Raw genomic sequence first — 16,569 nt, forward strand, 5'->3', positions numbered from 1 at the left:
AATATAACCATATCAATACATAAGAGGTACTTATATCTATGGATCAGACACGTTCTCTGGAGTCATTCCTTAACCATGTGCAAAAGCGCGACCCGAATCAGACCGAGTTCGCGCAAGCCGTTCGTGAGGTAATGACGACACTGTGGCCCTTCCTCGAGCAAAACCCGCGTTATCGTCAGATGTCGTTGCTGGAACGTCTGGTTGAACCGGAGCGCGTGATCCAGTTCCGCGTCGTCTGGCTGGACGATCGCAATCAGGTGCAGGTCAACCGCGCGTGGCGCGTGCAGTTTAGCTCCGCCATTGGCCCATACAAAGGCGGGATGCGTTTCCACCCTTCCGTGAACCTGTCGATCCTGAAATTCCTTGGCTTCGAGCAAACATTTAAAAACGCCCTCACCACGCTGCCAATGGGCGGGGGTAAAGGCGGGAGCGATTTCGATCCTAAAGGTAAAAGCGAAGGCGAAATCATGCGTTTTTGTCAGGCACTGATGACCGAACTGTTCCGCCATTTAGGACCCGATACCGATGTTCCAGCGGGCGATATCGGCGTAGGCGGTCGTGAAGTCGGCTTTATGGCCGGGATGATGAAAAAACTGTCCAACAACAGCGCCTGTGTCTTTACCGGTAAAGGTCTCTCTTTCGGCGGCAGCCTGATTCGCCCGGAAGCTACCGGCTACGGTCTGGTGTACTTCACCGAAGCGATGCTCAAACGCCATGGCCTGGGCTTTGAAGGCATGCGCGTGGCCGTCTCTGGTTCCGGTAACGTGGCGCAATTCGCCATTGAGAAAGCCATGGAGTTTGGCGCGCGAGTAGTCACCGCCTCCGACTCCAGCGGAACTGTGGTCGACGAAAGCGGATTTACCAAAGAAAAACTGGCGCGTCTGTGCGCGATCAAAGACAGCCGCGACGGCCGCGTGGCGGATTACGCCCGCGAATTTGGCCTGACCTATCTGGAAGGCCAACAGCCGTGGTCGGTTCCGGTTGATATCGCCCTGCCGTGCGCCACCCAGAACGAACTTGATGTCGATGCGGCACGCGTGCTGATCGCCAACGGCGTGAAGGCTGTCGCCGAAGGGGCAAACATGCCTACCACCATCGAGGCCACCGATCTGTTCCTGGAAGCCGGTGTAATGTTCGCGCCGGGTAAAGCGGCCAACGCGGGAGGCGTAGCGACATCCGGTCTGGAAATGGCGCAGAACGCCGCACGTCTGGGCTGGAAAGCGGAGAAAGTGGATGCGCGCCTGCATCACATCATGCTGGATATTCATCATGCCTGCGTCGAGTACGGCGGCGAAAGTAAGCAAACCAACTACGTACGTGGCGCCAACATCGCGGGATTCGTGAAAGTTGCCGACGCGATGTTGGGCCAGGGTGTGATTTAATTCAGATCTGTTGTTCCCGTAGGCTAGATACGGCACACGTGCCTTATCCAGCCTAAGAGCGCACTACAGGCCCGCCTCTTCAGATGGCGGGCTTTTTTTCGCCGTGCGTTTACGCGGCGCGCTCTTTTTCTTGTCACCACCACTACTACCCGGTGCGGCAATACCACGGAAGCGTCGTACCGGCGTGCTGCGCGCCTGATCGATTAGCTGATACAGCGTCCCCACCAGCGGCTGCATGAAATCCTGATATCGACACTGTTTTTCGCTGATTTGGGTCAGGATAGATTCCCAGTGCGCAGTCATATCCGGACGCGTCGCCATTTCAGGCAGCGAATGAAACAGCGCTTTTCCGGCATCGGTAGAATGAATATAGCGCCCCTTCTTCACCAGGAAACCACGCTTAAACAGCAGCTCGATAATCCCGGCGCGCGTCGCTTCCGTTCCCAGTCCGTCCGTTGCGCGCAGGATCTTTTTCAGATCTTTATCCTGCACAAAGCGCGCGATTCCGGTCATCGCTGACAGCAGCGTGGCATCGGTAAAGTGCCGCGGAGGCTGGGTCTGTCGTTCAACCACTTCGCCTTTTTCGCACAGCAGCTCGTCGTCTTTTGCCACCACCGGCAGCGGCGTCCCGTCGTTATCTTCGTCGCGCTCTTTGTTGCCAAGCAGCGTACGCCATCCGGCCTCTGCTAGAAAACGGGCTTTGGCGACAAACTTACCTTTCGCGATATCCAGCTCAATAACGCACTTCCTGAATACCGCATCCGCGCAAAACTGCATCAGATATTGACGGGCAATCAGGTTGTATATCTTCGCTTCATTATCGTTCAGGTTGATGGACGAACTGCGCGCGGTTGGAATGATGGCGTGGTGCGCATCCACTTTTTTATCATCCCAACAGCGGTTTCGCGTATCGGGATTGACCGCCGGTTGCGGAAGCAGATCCGGCGCATGGACGCTAATCGCGTTCAGCACCGCGTGACGTCCGGCAAAGTGTTCTTCCGGCAGATAACGGCTATCCGAACGCGGATAGGTGATCAGTTTATGGGTTTCATACAGCTTCTGGCAGATATCCAGAACGTTTTGCGCACTTAAGCCAAAGCGTTTCGCCGCTTCAATCTGCAACGCCGACAGCGAAAACGGCAGCGGCGCGGATTCTGATTCCCGTTTATCGTTATAGCTGGTGACGATCGCCGGCTGACCGTTAATGCGATTTACCACGTGTTCAGCCAACGTGCGGTTTAGCAAGCGCCCTTCTTCATCCTGATACGGCTCACACGCTTCGCTCGGCTGCCAGATAGCGGTAAACCGCTCATCGGCGGGCGTCACGATATGCGCTTTCACCTCGAAGAAGTCTTTGGCAACGAAGTTTTCAATCTCTTCATCGCGGCGCACAACCAGTCCGAGCACCGGCGTTTGCACGCGCCCGACCGAAAGTACGCCCTGATAGCCCGCGTTACGCCCCAGAATGGTATAAGCGCGCGTCATGTTGATACCGTACAGCCAGTCCGCCCGCGCTCGCGCCAGTGCCGACACGCACAGGGGGATGAACTCACTGTTGGCGCGCAGACGCTCAATCGCCCGCTCGACGGCCTGCGGGTTGAGGTCGTTAATCAGGCAGCGTTGCACCTGCTGGCGCTTTTCAGGGGCCAGTTGCAGGTAATCCAGCACTTCATCCACCAGCAGTTGTCCTTCACGATCGGGGTCACCTGCGTGAATGACTTCACTGGCCTCATGCAAAAATCGCTTAATAACGTTGAGCTGTTTGGTCACCGAGGGACGCGGCTGCAGTTGCCACTTTTCCGGGACAATCGGCAGATCAACCAGACTCCAGCGAGCATAACGACTGTCGTAGGCATCTGGCTGCGCCTGCTCAAGCAGGTGACCAATACACCAGGTCACCACTTGCCCGTTTCCGCACTCGATAAAACCGTCACCTTTGCGATGCGGCTTCGGCAGCACATCGGCGATAGCGCGCGCCAGACTCGGTTTTTCGGCAATAAACAACCGCATCGAGTTAACGGATCTCAACCATGGCGCGACCGCCACGAGCTTCCACTAACTCACCAATCGCAGTGAGGTCGATGCCAAACTGCGCCGCTGCCGCTTTAACTTCGGCTTCAGCTTCCGGCGTTACCGCTAACAGCAGACCACCGGAAGTTTGCGGATCGCAGAGCAAATCGCGAACCGACTGCGGCATTTCACCCATCAGGTGTCCGTAGCTGGCAAAGTTACGCTGGGTACCGCCCGGCACCGCGCCCTGCGCGATGTATTCTTCAACACCTGGCAGCTTAGGAATAGCCTGGTAGACGATCTGCGCCTGAACGCCGGCCCCCTGACACATCTCGCTCAGATGCCCCAGCAGCCCAAAACCGGTAACGTCGGTCATGGCTTTCACGCCGTCGATATCGGCAAATGCCGCCCCGGCAATGTTCATCCGGCACATTACTTCCGTCGCCAGCCCTTTGTGCTCGTCCTTCAGCAGCGATTTTTTCTCTGCGGTGGTCAGGACACCAATACCCAGAGGCTTGGTCAAAAACAGCTTGCATCCCGCCTCGGCGGTGCTGTTTTTCTTCACGCGTTCAGTTGGAACAACGCCGGTTACCGCAAGACCAAAGATAGGCTCAGGGGCATCGATAGAGTGCCCCCCCGCCAGCGCGATACCCGCCTGACGGCAGGCAAAGCGTCCGCCTTCGGTTACTTCGCGGGCGATTTCCGGCGCCAGCTTATCAAGCGGCCAGCCCAGGATAGCAATTGCCATAATCGGTTTGCCGCCCATGGCGAAAATATCGCTGATGGCGTTGGTGGCGGCGATGCGGCCAAAATCAAACGGATTATCGACAATCGGCATAAAGAAATCGGTAGTGCTGATTACGCTGGTGCCGTTCCCCAGATCGTATACAGCCGCGTCGTCGCGGGTTTCATTACCCACCAGTAAGTTTGGATCAACAAACTTCGCCTGCTCACTGTGCAGGATGGTTTCCAGCACTTTTGGGGAAATTTTACAACCGCAACCGGCTCCGTGGCTGTATTGCGTTAAACGAATAGCTTGCTCGCTCATGGACATCTCCTGTCATTGCAATCCGGATATGGTAGCGCTCATTCCATGATGTGGTAAGAGTGACTGTCTGAATTCGGGTGCCTTTGCTCATAATCCAGACAGTTTTGCCGTTGATATCAGAAATAACGGACGAATGCGCTCGGATCGGCAAGGGTAATCGTCGTGGATGCTTTCAACTGTGGTGTGCCCAGATAGAGAAAACCGACGATTTTATCTTGTGGGCGACAGTCAAACGCTTCGCGGACGACCTCACTTTCGGTTAATGCGCCACTGCGCCAGATACCGCCAAAGCCCTGGGCAATGGCAGCCATCTGCATGGCCATCACCGCACAACCGGCAGACATTTCCTGTTCCCATAGCGGAACCTTGTCGTTTGCTTCACATTTCGCCACCACGGTAATAATCAGCGGCGCGCGAAACGGCGCGCTGCGCACTTTTTCCTGGGCCTTCTCATCGCTGCCAGATGCAATAGCGCCTTTTTCAAGCACGGCGGCAAAGCATTCACGCCCTTCGCCCTCAATGACAAAGAATTGCCACGGTTGCAGCGTTTTGTGGTCCGGCGCGCGCATTCCCGCACGCAGAATATTTTGCAGTTGCTCTCCTGCCGGGGCCGGTTCGACGAGACGAGAGGCGCTACGACGGGTCATAAGTAATTCGAGTGCATCCATTTGCTTAACTCCAACAATGAAATTTGTTCACAAAATTAACACGTGAGCGGATTTTGTTACAGCACAGGCGGTGATTCCTGCTGACAAGTGCCTGTCGGGTCATTACGATAGCCTCATCTTATCGCCTTTCTCCGGGATTTCGGGGTGGCGTGTTGTTAATTGGTAGGGAGAATACATGCGAACCCTGTGGCGATTTATTGCCGGATTTTTTAAATGGACATGGCGATTACTCAATTTCGTCCGTGAATTTGTGCTTAACCTGTTCTTCATCTTTTTGGTGCTGGTTGGCGTGGGCATCTGGATGCAGGTCAGCAGCAGCAACACCAGCGAACACGCTGAGCGAGGCGCGCTGCTGCTGGATATCTCCGGGGTGATTGTCGATAAGCCTTCGAGCACCAGTCGTTTAAGCGTTATTGGCCGTCAGCTGTTTGGCGCCAGTTCCGATCGTCTGCAGGAAAACTCCCTGTTCGATATCGTGAATACGATTCGCCAGGCAAAAGATGATCGCAACATCACCGGCATCGTGATGGATCTGAAAAATTTTGCCGGGGCAGACCAGCCTTCCATGCAGTATATCGGCAAAGCACTGCGGGAATTCCGCGACAGCGGTAAACCGGTCTTTGCCGTGGGCGATAACTTCAGCCAGGGGCAGTATTACCTCGCCAGTTTTGCTAACAAAATTTACCTCTCTCCGCAGGGTTCCGTTGATCTGCACGGCTTTGCCACCAACGGTCTGTACTACAAGTCCCTGCTCGATAAGCTGAAAGTTTCCACGCACGTATTCCGCGTCGGGACCTATAAGTCTGCCGTAGAACCGTTTATCCGCGATGATATGTCTCCTGCCGCGCGTGAAGCCGACAGTCGCTGGATCGGCGAGCTGTGGCAGAACTATCTCGACACGGTCGCCGCCAACCGCCAGATCCCAGCTCAGCAGGTGTTCCCTGGCGCACAGGCGATGCTGGACGGTTTGACGAAGGTCGATGGAGATACGGCGAAATATGCGCTCGACAACAAACTGGTGGATGCACTCGCCTCCAGCGCCGAAGTCGAAAAAATGCTGACCAAACAGTTTGGCTGGAGCAAAGCGGATAAAAACTATCGCGCCGTCAGCTATTACGATTATTCGCTGAAAACACCGGCGGATACCGGAGACAGCATTGGCGTTATCTTCGCCAACGGCGCGATTATGGACGGTGAAGAAACCCCAGGAAATGTGGGGGGCGACACCACTGCCGCACAAATCCGCGAAGCACGTCTCGATCCGAAAGTGAAAGCTATTGTACTGCGCGTGAACAGTCCTGGCGGCAGCGTCAGCGCCTCGGAAGTCATTCGTGCTGAGCTGGCTGCGGCAAAAGCGGCGGGTAAACCGGTTGTCGTGTCCATGGGCGGCATGGCGGCCTCCGGTGGCTACTGGATCTCCACCCCAGCCAGTTACATTGTGGCAAACCCCAGCACGTTAACCGGTTCAATCGGGATCTTTGGTGTGATCAACACCGTAGAAAACAGTCTGGATTCCATTGGTGTACATACCGATGGCGTGGCCACTTCCCCGCTGGCGGATATCTCCATCACCAAAGCGTTACCGCCTGAAGTGCAGCAAATGATGCAATTGAGCATTGAAAATGGCTATAAGCGCTTTATCACGCTGGTCGCGGATGCACGTAAGACAACCCCTGAGCAGATTGACAAAATCGCGCAGGGTCACGTCTGGACCGGTCAGGATGCGAAAGCCAACGGACTGGTAGACAGCCTCGGTGATTTTGACGACGCCATCGCGAAAGCGGCTGAGCTTGCCAAGCTGAAACAGTGGCACATTGCGTATTATCAGGATGAACCGACATTCGTCGATATGGTAATGGACAGCATGTCAGGCTCCGTTCGCGCCATGCTGCCCGAAGCTATTCAGGCCATGCTCCCGGCGCCGCTTGCTTCTGCGGCCAGTGCAGTTAAAGCGGAAAGCGATAAGCTGGCCGCGTTTAACGATCCGCAAAACCGATATGCGTTTTGCCTGACCTGCGCCAACGTTCGCTAACAATTGCCCCCTCTTCGGGATGAAGAGGGGTTTTCATTGAGACAGAAGAAAAGTCATGCAAAAGAAATCGATTTACGTTGCCTATACCGGCGGTACCATTGGTATGCAGCGCTCAGAACAGGGTTATATTCCAGTTTCTGGTCATCTCCAGCGTCAACTGGCATTGATGCCTGAATTCCACCGCCCGGAGATGCCAGACTTCACCATCCACGAATACGTCCCGTTGATGGATTCCTCCGACATGACGCCGGAAGACTGGCAGCATATTGCGGAAGACATTAAAGCACACTACGACGATTACGATGGTTTTGTCATTCTGCACGGCACCGACACCATGGCGTTTACGGCTTCAGCGCTCTCTTTTATGTTGGAGAACCTGGGTAAACCGGTAATTGTGACAGGGTCACAAATCCCGCTGGCAGAGCTACGTTCAGACGGGCAAATCAACCTGCTCAATGCGCTGTACGTTGCGGCAAATTATCCGATCAATGAAGTAACCCTGTTTTTCAACAATCGACTGTTTCGCGGCAACCGTACCACTAAAGCGCACGCCGATGGCTTTGACGCCTTTGCCTCACCCAACCTTGCGCCGCTACTGGAAGCCGGGATCCACATCCGTCGACTGGGAACTCCGCCAGCACCGCACGGCGCAGGTGAACTGATTGTTCATCCTATTACTCCACAACCGATTGGCGTAGTCACCATTTACCCAGGTATCTCCGCTGATGTGGTGCGTAACTTCCTGCGCCAGCCGGTAAAAGCGTTAATTTTGCGCTCCTACGGCGTGGGCAATGCACCGCAAAATAAAGAGTTTCTGCAAGAACTTGAAGATGCGAGCTCACGTGGCATTGTGGTGGTGAACCTGACCCAGTGTATGTCCGGCAAGGTAAACATGGGTGGCTACGCGACGGGTAATGCCCTCGCCCACGCTGGCGTGATTGGCGGCGCGGATATGACCGTCGAAGCCACGCTCACCAAATTGCATTATTTACTCAGTCAGGGACTGGATGTGCAGAGCATTCGTGAAGCTATGACGCAAAATCTGCGCGGCGAGCTCACCCCGGACGAATAAAGGAGTCTATGCCCATGGCCCGAGCCTTACTGTTGGTTGATTTACAAAATGACTTTTGTGCCGGCGGCGCTCTCGCTGTTCCGCAAGGCGACAGCACAATCGAGATTGCCAACCGTCTGATTGACTGGTGCGCCCTACGCGGCGACACGGTTGTTGCCAGTCTGGACTGGCATCCGGCTAATCACGGTAGTTTTGCCAGCCAGCATCAGGTCGCCCCCTACAGTCAGGGACAACTGGATGGTCTGGCGCAAACGTTCTGGCCCGATCATTGCGTGCAAAACAGCGAAGGGGCGGCCCTGCATCCGCTGCTGAACCAGCGTGCAATAGCGAAAACCTTCACCAAAGGCGAGAACCCGCTGGTCGACAGTTACAGTGCATTTTTTGATAACGGTCGTCGTCAGGCAACCGCGCTGAACGCCTGGCTGCTCGAACACCGTATTGCTGAGCTTATTATCATGGGTCTGGCTAGCGACTATTGCGTTAAATTCACCGTTCTGGATGCGCTCGATCTTGGTTATACCGTCAGCGTTATTACCGACGGCTGCCGTGGCGTCAATATTCAACCCCAGGACAGTGCAGAGGCGTTTATGGAAATGGCCGCAGCGGGCGCGACGCTGTATACGCTTGATGACTGGCTGGAAACCCAGCGCTAATTGATGTCGACAGGATCCCCCCTGTCGGCACGTTATCTCAAGCCAGTGTCGAAATCTCTTCCAGCGAAACTTTGCGTGTTTCGATGCCAAAGCAAAAAAGAATCAGCGCGCACAGCACCAGCATTATGCCTAGCACGATAAAGACCGTAATCGAGCCGTAGCGGGTCAACAAGATAGCGACGCCATAGGGCGTAAACACTGCGACAATTCTTCCCACGGCATTCACAAAGCCCGATCCCCGCAATCTAAGGTGTGTGGGCCACAGTTCGGGGACATATACCGCAGAGGCAAAGCACACGTACATATACAAAAAAAAGATCATCACCAGCCCGTAGCTCAAAATAGCCCACTCTTCGGTTTGAATCGAATAGAAATATCCGAGCAGCGCGATAATAATCAACAAGAATGAACCAAACAATCGCCGTGGAAAACGATCGATAATCAGTGTGGTAATAAATATCCCAACGGGTGCGCCAATCATAATTATCGCGGTCATAAAAATAGATTTCGTCACATCGATTCCCGAATTAACAAAAATCGTCGGGATCCATACCGTAATGGTATAGAGCGAAATATTCATCGCGATAAGCACGGTGATTGCCACCAGCGTACAACGCAACATCGGCCCTTTGAACAAGAGCCAGAATGAATCACTTTCCGTGCTTATATCCGCCGTTAGGCAATCGCTATGGCAGGGAGGTAAAGTGATGTTTTTTTCTTTCTGAATTTGCAGTTCCACCTGCAGAAGATGTTTTTCAGCTTCTTTTCTCTTTCCTTTGCCAGCCAGCCAACGAGGAGATTCAATATAATACTTTCCCGACAGATACCATGCTAAGAGCATCGCCATGCCACCGAGTAAAAACATCATCCGCCAGCTTAGAAAGGCGATAATCACAACGCCAATCGCCGCTGAAAGCATCGGCGACCAGTTGCCGACAAACGACAGGCGAGCAGACCACTTCCCACGCACCCCGGGCGGAATAAATTCAGTAAATGAGGCATAGCCCACCATAATCAGCGCTCCCATTCCGCTCCCCATTAGGAAGCGGAAAAAGATAAGCCAATACATGTTAGGCACAAACGTTGCCGCACAGGCAGAGACCCCGACGATCAGCAAATTGAAGCGGAACGCTTTGCGTCGACCAAGATAATCACCAATAAAGCCACCGGTTAGTGAGCCAATAAAATAGCCAAACATCAGAGCCGAGGTAAACGCGGCGTTGAGGTAATTATTTGACCAACCGGTACTGACTAATTTTGCCAACACCACATTCCCGGAATAGCTGAGAAAACCGGTGACTAATAAACTAAAACTGATAATGCCGAAAATACGAAAATGAAATCGAGATAAAGGCAAGCGATCTAATCTTGCACCGATAGGGTCACATTGTTCCATCTGGATGCCTCAAATTAAGCTAAATAGAAAGTATGGCGATCGCGGCAGAAAAAATCTCACCGCGCCATCCATCATCATTAGATTCTTATGGCATTTTCCAGGTGCAAACTAAAATAATATCGACACGACCCACGTTAAAATTAATATACGAGTTGAATATTATTTTCTTTGCAAAATGCAATCCACTCTGCACCCGGTGCCTTATTGGTTATTAGGTAATTAATATGGCTAAAGTCCACGAGCTGGACGAACGCTTTACGATCGAACTTAGAATGATCAACCAACAGAGCCACCTCGGTCGCCTGGCGGATCATCGTCTTTTTGATTTCCGCTTCCGCTTCGTTAGAGTCAAGCGCTCCGCTCTGCATATCCAGACCTTTGCAGCTCATCACCAGGATATCAACATGATAGCGGCTGATAATCTCCTTGGTGATCCTTCCCTGAAGCGACAGCGTATTCTTATTTAATTCACCGCCAGTAGAAACAACGTTAATTTCTGACTGTGCAAGTTCATGAAAAGCTTCAGCCGAGTTGGTCAGTAGCGTCAGATCGTTTCTTTCCTTCAACAGTTTCAATAATTCCATCGCGGTACTGCTGGCGTCGGCAGCCATGGTGGTCTTATTTTTAATGAACGGTAATGCATTACGGGCAATGATCTGCTTTTCTTCAAAAAAAGATTTTGCACGCTTATAAAAATGGATATTGTCGGACAACGCGGTTGTATTGAGTACAGCACCGCCATATGTTCGGGTCAAAAAACCTTCATCTTCCAGTTTTTCCAGATCACGGCGAATCGTTTCTTCAGTCACCTGAAAGATCGAACTTAAATTAGATACCGCTACTTTCTTATCATTCACCACCATTTGCTTAATGGCCTGAATCCTGTCTTTTGCCGCCACGATGACACCTCTGTTTCCTGCAAAGTAATAATAAGACCCAAGTATCTCACAGGCCATGTTTATTTTCAAAATAACATGTCTGAATCACAGATTTTAGTGCTATTTTACACAGAAACAGAGGTGAACCCCATTTGGCTTATTTTGTATCCAGCGCCTCAGCCATTCGCCTCATCAATAAAGAATCATCATCGGTCAGGGGAATCGTTAACGCCTGAACATTATCACGGACCTGTTCAGGCGCGGTTGCGCCGCTCAGCAAGGTGATTAAATCGCTTTGCTTTAAAATCCACGCCAGTGCCAGCGCGGGGATTGTGCAGCGGTATTTTTCGCACAACGGCCGCCATTGCTCAAGCATGTCAATCACCCGTAGCATATTGTCTCGTTGGAACCAGACTTTGTTGGCCCGCGCCCCGCCAGGGACATAATCGCGATCAATAGTTCCGGTCAGTAGACCCTGCTCAAGCGGTGAATATACCTGCACCACGATGCCATGCTGCTGACATAACGGCAGCAGTTCAGCTTCCAGTGCCCGGTCAAGGATGCTGTACTTGGCCTGGATGATATCCAGCTCACCGTGTTTGAGATACTCCCTGATATGTTCCGCATCGACGTTAGCCGCACCGATAGAACGAATTTTCCCCTCTTTCTTGAGTGCGTTTAGTGTATCGACGGTTTCCGCAATCGGCGTAAAACAGGGTTCGACCGACTGCCAGTGGGTCATGTAGATATCAATGCTCTCAATACCCAGTCTTTGCAGACTGGCATCCACCTCTTCGCGAATCGACTCGGGTGTGAGATTTTTATACAACTGCCGGTCGCCCACTTTGTTAAACAAACTTCCTGTTCGCTCCCAGACGATGCCGCATTTGGTTTCAACAACGATATCGTTACGCGGCAGTTTTTTCAGCGCCTGCCCGACAATCACTTCACTATTGCCGAAGTTGTAACCTGGCGCGGTATCAATCAAATTAATACCGCAGCGATGCGCCTCAACAATGGTATCAATACAGACCTGCAGATCGAGATCGCCGTTCCACGCCGGACCGCCGCCAATCGCCCATGTGCCTAATCCCATGCGGGAAAGCGTAATATCCGTACTGCCTAAAGGAATCATTTTCATCTGCCGCTATTATCCTTCATATTCATCGAGAAGTTGTTCAACCAGCTTTCTGTTCTTCACACCCGTCGTGGCCCCTACGCTCAAAACCGATATGGCCGCCGTTGCATTAGCAAACAGCGCGCACTCACGCAGTGTTTTGCCTTCAAGCAGCGCGGAAATAAATCCCGAGGCAAAATTGTCTCCCGCGCCGATAGTGTCGATGGCGGTAATTCCCGAAACGGCTGGAACCTCGATTTTCATATCGACACGTTTGATAAAGCAGCCTCTCTTGCCGGTCTTAATCACGACTGTTTTCACGCCGCAGTTCAGGAAACTGTCGGCAATGTCATCCAGCGTCTCTTTCCCGGTGAGCAGTTTGGCCTCCTCAAAATTAGGAAAAAGATAATCCACGTAGCTCAATGCCTGTCGAATATCTTTCAGTGTTTCATTAAGCCGCGGTTTGATCATATCCGCACAGATAATTAACCGATGCGCTTTCGCCTGAGCGAAAATTGCCGTCAGTGCATCGCTATCCAGTAACGGGCTATTAAAAATACTCGCCAGCGACAGCAGCTTTGCTTGAGAGAAGCGGTCAAAATCAACATCGCTGATATTCAGCTTCCACAGGCTGCCGTTACGGTTAGTCACGAAAGTACGCTCGCCATCGGCGGTGACTAATCCCACGTTAATAGATGTATCAATTGCGGCATCCTGCTTCAGGCTCTGAATATCTATATTCTCCCGACGACAGTGGTCGAGAATAAAATGACCTGCTGCATCAGCACCTACCCGGCTCATTAACGCTGTACGATGACCGAGACGAGAAATAATAGTCGCTTCATTAATTGCGTCGCCGCCGGTTGTCATCGCTATTCTTTCTAACGGATAAGAATCAACATCAAAAATATTTTTACTCACCGGCTGTAAGGGAATATCAACAATAGCTGCCCCTATACAAATAACCTCGATATTATCCATGTTGTCATTCCGCTTTACCGTCAGAACCAAACAATTTAATTTTCTCCAGCGCGCGCTCTTTTACCGCTTTGCGAACTTCACGTTCAACGTGCAGGAAGGGCTGATTCTGGTTCTCCTGCACTGCCACCATGGCAGCCTGGCACAGTTCGGTATGAATGTTGATTTTAGAGATACCTAATGAAATGGCTTTTTTGATATCCGCATCGCTGATACCCGACGCACCATGCAACACCAGTGGCAAGGATACGGCTTCCCGCACGCGTTTAACCACGTCGAAATTCAGTTTCGGCTCTGAGGTATAGACGCCATGCTGGTTACCAATCGCCACCGCCAGAGAATCGCAGCCGGTACGCTCGACAAATTCCGCCGCCTGGTTCGGATCGGTATAGTGATAACCCGCCAGCGCTTCTTCGTACACCGTTTCATTGCCCACATGGCCCAGCTCAGCTTCGACCGGCACACCCAGCGGATGGAAAAAATCCACGGCCTCTTTTGTCAGACGAATATTCTCTTCGAAATCAAAGGCAGAGGCATCACGCATCAGCGAATTCATACCATGAGTCCAGGCGTTATGGATAATCTCCATGCTACGTCCGTGATCCCAGTGGGTAATAACTGGAACCGAGGCCTTTTTAGCCATTGAAACCATCATGTGCGAAAAATCTTCGAACGAGGTATTACCCACAAAACCAGTACCGAAAGAGATAATCACCGGCGATTTCGATTCTTCCGCCGCATCAATCACCCCCATTAGCATTTCCGCATTCCACACGTTAAAGTGAGCAATCGCATAATGTTTATTTTGGGCATCATTTTCCCAATATTTAATATCTGCCAGCATAGTTATTTCTCCCTTTCCGATAAATTAATGATTTACTTTAATTACGCCTTTAATAATTTCGCTTTTGTTATTAACGGATTCATCAAACGCGCGCTGAACATCTGCATAATCGTAAATATGCGTCACCATCGATTTCACATCGAACCGACCGGAGGATATGGCTTCAATAGTAACCGGATAGCGGTTGGCGTAACGGAAAACGGTCTGAATAGACACTTCACGGTTAATTTTGAGGAAATTAATTGCGGAATCACCAGGTACTGTACCAACGATCATGATTTTCCCGCCGCGCATCACCAGATACGGCGCCTGCTTAACGGTTATGGCTGAACCGGCAGTTTCGAAAACAATGTCCGCGCCCATATCGCCAGAGAACTGCTGGCAGCGGACAATAGTGTCCTCTTTTGCACCGTTTATAACGGTTGTCGCCCCGAGTTGTTCAGCCATCGCCAGACGTTTTTCCAGCACATCAACCACCGCGATCTCGGTTGCGCCCAAACATTTACATGCCTGCAAAGTCATTAAACCAATACACCCCGCCCCAAGAATGACGATTTTCTTACCCGGTTTAACGTCTGCCAGCATTGCAGCATGCATACCCACCGCCGCTGGTTCCACCAGCGCACCTTCCAGGGTGTCCATGTTATCGGGCAATTTGTAAGTGAAACTCTCCGGATGACACAGATAGTGGGTTAGCGCGCCACGGTAGTTGGGCTGCGTAGCCATAAAATCGACGTCCGGGCAGATATTGTATTTCCCTTCCAGGCAGTAGCGGCAGTGACCGCACGGTACACCGGGTTCAATATTCACCCGATCACCCGGTTTAAATTTGGTTACACGGTTCCCTACCGCCACCACCGTACCGGCGCATTCATGCCCCAAACCAATTTCCTGATTAGGATCTTTCGGCGGAATAAAAGGACCTGATTCAAAACCGTGAACATCTGAACCGCAAATCCCAACGTATTCAACTTTGATCAGCACTTCATGCTCATTGGGCACCGGAATATCGGCGGCGATGATTTTCATCGTGCCCGGCGTTTTTAATATCGCTTTCGAGTTTTTCATTTTATTTCCCGTCAATATTATTTGCTGGTAACTGCATCAATCCCGAGACTTTCGACAGAGACGCCTTTGGTTTCAATTCCGATGGTAGCAATGGCAATGGCGACAATAATGGAGACCGCACCTAGCAGTACAAACACCCCTGTCACGCCGTAACCATTAAGTAATACTGCGACTGCATAAGGTGCGGCGATACCACTGACACGCCCGACAGCGTTGGCCAGTCCCGAACCGCGAAGTTTCGCTTCGGTCGGCCATATTTCCGGAACGTATACAGCGGAGGCATAACAAACATACATATAAACAAAAGTAATCAGGAAAAAACCGATTAATGTAATTAGCAGCATACTGGTTTGCAGCGAATAGATATAACCAAGAACAGCAATTAACACTAATAACCCCACCCCCATTGTTTTTCTCGGAATTTTATCCATTACCAGCATGGCGATAAAAATCCCAAATGGCGCACCGAACATGCTCATGGTATTTAAGACAATGGAGTCTTTCAGATTAATACCCTGGGTCATAAATATTGTCGGTAGCCAGTTAATTAAGGTGTACTGAACGACGTTCATGGCAATCAGAACAAAAGAACCCAAAATAACCCGCTTCAGCAGTACACCTGTTAATAAGGCGGAGTACGGTACAGAACGAGGTTGTTTACCATCATCCTTTATCACGACTGGCGGAAGAGGCTTACCGGTCTGTCGAATGACACCTTCTTCAATTGCCCGCATCACCTTTTCGGCTTCCTGGTAGCGCCCGCGAGACTCCAGCCAGCGAGGCGACTCAGGGAAACTGCGCCAGGCAATAACAGTTGCTATGAGCGACAGCACCGCAGGAATCAACAGCTGTACGCGCCAGTTCCATTCCGCACTGATAAGTGGCGTCAGCCCCATCGCGATCAGTGAACAGAGCGGATAAGACCAGTTGCCGATAAACGAGACCCGACTCGACCAGGTACCACGATTTCTGCCAGGCATATATTCGGTAAACCCTGCAAATAAGGTGACCAGCAGCGCGCCTAATCCAACTCCCATCACAAAACGACAGGCGATCAGGAAGGTCATATTGGGTGAAAACGCACCAACGATCATAGAAAAAATATGAATCGCTTCATACAGAATAAATGCATTTTTACGCCCGATCTTATCGCCAATAATTCCCCCACCGAGCGCACCGAGAAACATTCCAGCCGTCGTAATGGCAGAGAATGTGGCGGTGGTGGAATTATCAGTCCAGCCAAGTTCTTTTAATTGCGCGAGAATTAATCCGCCGACGGCATTACTCCAGCAAACCAGTAATCCGAAGGCAACCATGGCAAACATAGACGTATGCCAGCGACAGTCAGGCAGCCTGTCCAACCTCGCGCCGCAGTGTGGTTTTGCTATCTGTTCCATCCGGGAACCTTCCTTTAATAAATGGG

Annotated in this window: 14 protein-coding genes; 4 read left to right on the top strand and 10 right to left on the bottom strand. The window is 51.7% G+C overall.

Annotation, left to right across the window (positions count from 1 at the left end; translation table 11 throughout):
- The first annotated feature begins 38 nt into the window (after positions 1 to 38).
- The gene (gene gdhA, locus HV352_RS13015) at positions 39 to 1,382 is read left to right on the top strand and encodes an NADP-specific glutamate dehydrogenase (protein ID WP_137380470.1); all 1,344 of its coding nucleotides are present in this window, start codon (positions 39 to 41) and stop codon (positions 1,380 to 1,382) included.
- 63 nt (positions 1,383 to 1,445) lie between these two features.
- On the opposite strand, the gene topB is transcribed toward gdhA, so the two are convergent.
- The 3 genes from topB to HV352_RS13030 all read right to left on the bottom strand — a co-directional run bounded on the left by topB (position 1,446) and on the right by HV352_RS13030 (position 5,108).
- Positions 1,446 to 3,392 (bottom strand): DNA topoisomerase III, encoded by a 1,947-nt coding sequence (gene topB, locus HV352_RS13020; protein ID WP_019076618.1) that lies wholly within the window; start codon positions 3,390 to 3,392, stop codon positions 1,446 to 1,448.
- A gap of 4 nt (positions 3,393 to 3,396) precedes the next feature.
- Positions 3,397 to 4,440, bottom strand: a complete 1,044-nt coding sequence (gene selD, locus HV352_RS13025; RefSeq protein WP_016152831.1) for a selenide, water dikinase SelD — start codon at positions 4,438 to 4,440, stop codon at positions 3,397 to 3,399.
- 116 nt (positions 4,441 to 4,556) lie between these two features.
- Positions 4,557 to 5,108: an NAD(P)H nitroreductase gene (locus HV352_RS13030; RefSeq protein WP_181634812.1), complete on the bottom strand. Its 552-nt coding sequence runs from the start codon at positions 5,106 to 5,108 to the stop codon at positions 4,557 to 4,559.
- 175 nt (positions 5,109 to 5,283) lie between these two features.
- Between HV352_RS13030 and sppA the strand changes: the two genes are divergently transcribed.
- Genes sppA through pncA form a run of 3 tightly spaced genes read left to right on the top strand, consistent with a single transcriptional unit; the run spans position 5,284 to position 8,865 of the window.
- Positions 5,284 to 7,140 carry a signal peptide peptidase SppA gene (gene sppA, locus HV352_RS13035; RefSeq protein WP_016156312.1) on the top strand — a complete coding sequence of 619 codons (1,857 nt, stop codon included), beginning with the start codon at positions 5,284 to 5,286 and terminating at the stop codon, positions 7,138 to 7,140.
- A gap of 55 nt (positions 7,141 to 7,195) precedes the next feature.
- Entirely contained in the window at positions 7,196 to 8,212 is a 1,017-nt protein-coding gene (gene ansA, locus HV352_RS13040; protein ID WP_016156311.1) for an asparaginase, read from the top strand.
- Between the two features lie 8 nt (positions 8,213 to 8,220).
- Positions 8,221 to 8,865 (top strand): bifunctional nicotinamidase/pyrazinamidase, encoded by a 645-nt coding sequence (gene pncA / locus HV352_RS13045; RefSeq protein ID WP_094761837.1) that lies wholly within the window; start codon positions 8,221 to 8,223, stop codon positions 8,863 to 8,865.
- Between the two features lie 37 nt (positions 8,866 to 8,902).
- On the opposite strand, the gene HV352_RS13050 is transcribed toward pncA, so the two are convergent.
- The 7 genes from HV352_RS13050 to HV352_RS13080 form a co-directional block, all read right to left on the bottom strand.
- Positions 8,903 to 10,261, bottom strand: a complete 1,359-nt coding sequence (locus HV352_RS13050; protein WP_153646470.1) for an MFS transporter — start codon at positions 10,259 to 10,261, stop codon at positions 8,903 to 8,905.
- 140 nt (positions 10,262 to 10,401) lie between these two features.
- Entirely contained in the window at positions 10,402 to 11,160 is a 759-nt protein-coding gene (locus tag HV352_RS13055; protein WP_016152825.1) for a DeoR/GlpR family DNA-binding transcription regulator, read from the bottom strand.
- A 136-nt stretch (positions 11,161 to 11,296) separates the two neighbouring features.
- The gene (locus tag HV352_RS13060; RefSeq protein WP_016152824.1) at positions 11,297 to 12,280 is read right to left on the bottom strand and encodes an aldo/keto reductase; all 984 of its coding nucleotides are present in this window, start codon (positions 12,278 to 12,280) and stop codon (positions 11,297 to 11,299) included.
- A 9-nt stretch (positions 12,281 to 12,289) separates the two neighbouring features.
- A complete protein-coding gene (locus tag HV352_RS13065) occupies positions 12,290 to 13,237 on the bottom strand; it encodes a sugar kinase (RefSeq protein WP_047358601.1) in 948 nt (315 codons plus the stop codon).
- 4 nt (positions 13,238 to 13,241) lie between these two features.
- Positions 13,242 to 14,078, bottom strand: a complete 837-nt coding sequence (locus tag HV352_RS13070) for a ketose-bisphosphate aldolase (RefSeq protein ID WP_181634813.1) — start codon at positions 14,076 to 14,078, stop codon at positions 13,242 to 13,244.
- A 24-nt stretch (positions 14,079 to 14,102) separates the two neighbouring features.
- Positions 14,103 to 15,146: an NAD(P)-dependent alcohol dehydrogenase gene (locus tag HV352_RS13075; protein WP_047498905.1), complete on the bottom strand. Its 1,044-nt coding sequence runs from the start codon at positions 15,144 to 15,146 to the stop codon at positions 14,103 to 14,105.
- 17 nt (positions 15,147 to 15,163) lie between these two features.
- Positions 15,164 to 16,543 carry an MFS transporter gene (locus HV352_RS13080; RefSeq protein ID WP_016152820.1) on the bottom strand — a complete coding sequence of 460 codons (1,380 nt, stop codon included), beginning with the start codon at positions 16,541 to 16,543 and terminating at the stop codon, positions 15,164 to 15,166.
- Positions 16,544 to 16,569 lie beyond the last annotated feature (26 nt).

This window comes from Citrobacter sp. RHBSTW-01044 (assembly GCF_013781945.1).
Lineage (GTDB): Bacteria > Pseudomonadota > Gammaproteobacteria > Enterobacterales > Enterobacteriaceae > Citrobacter > Citrobacter braakii.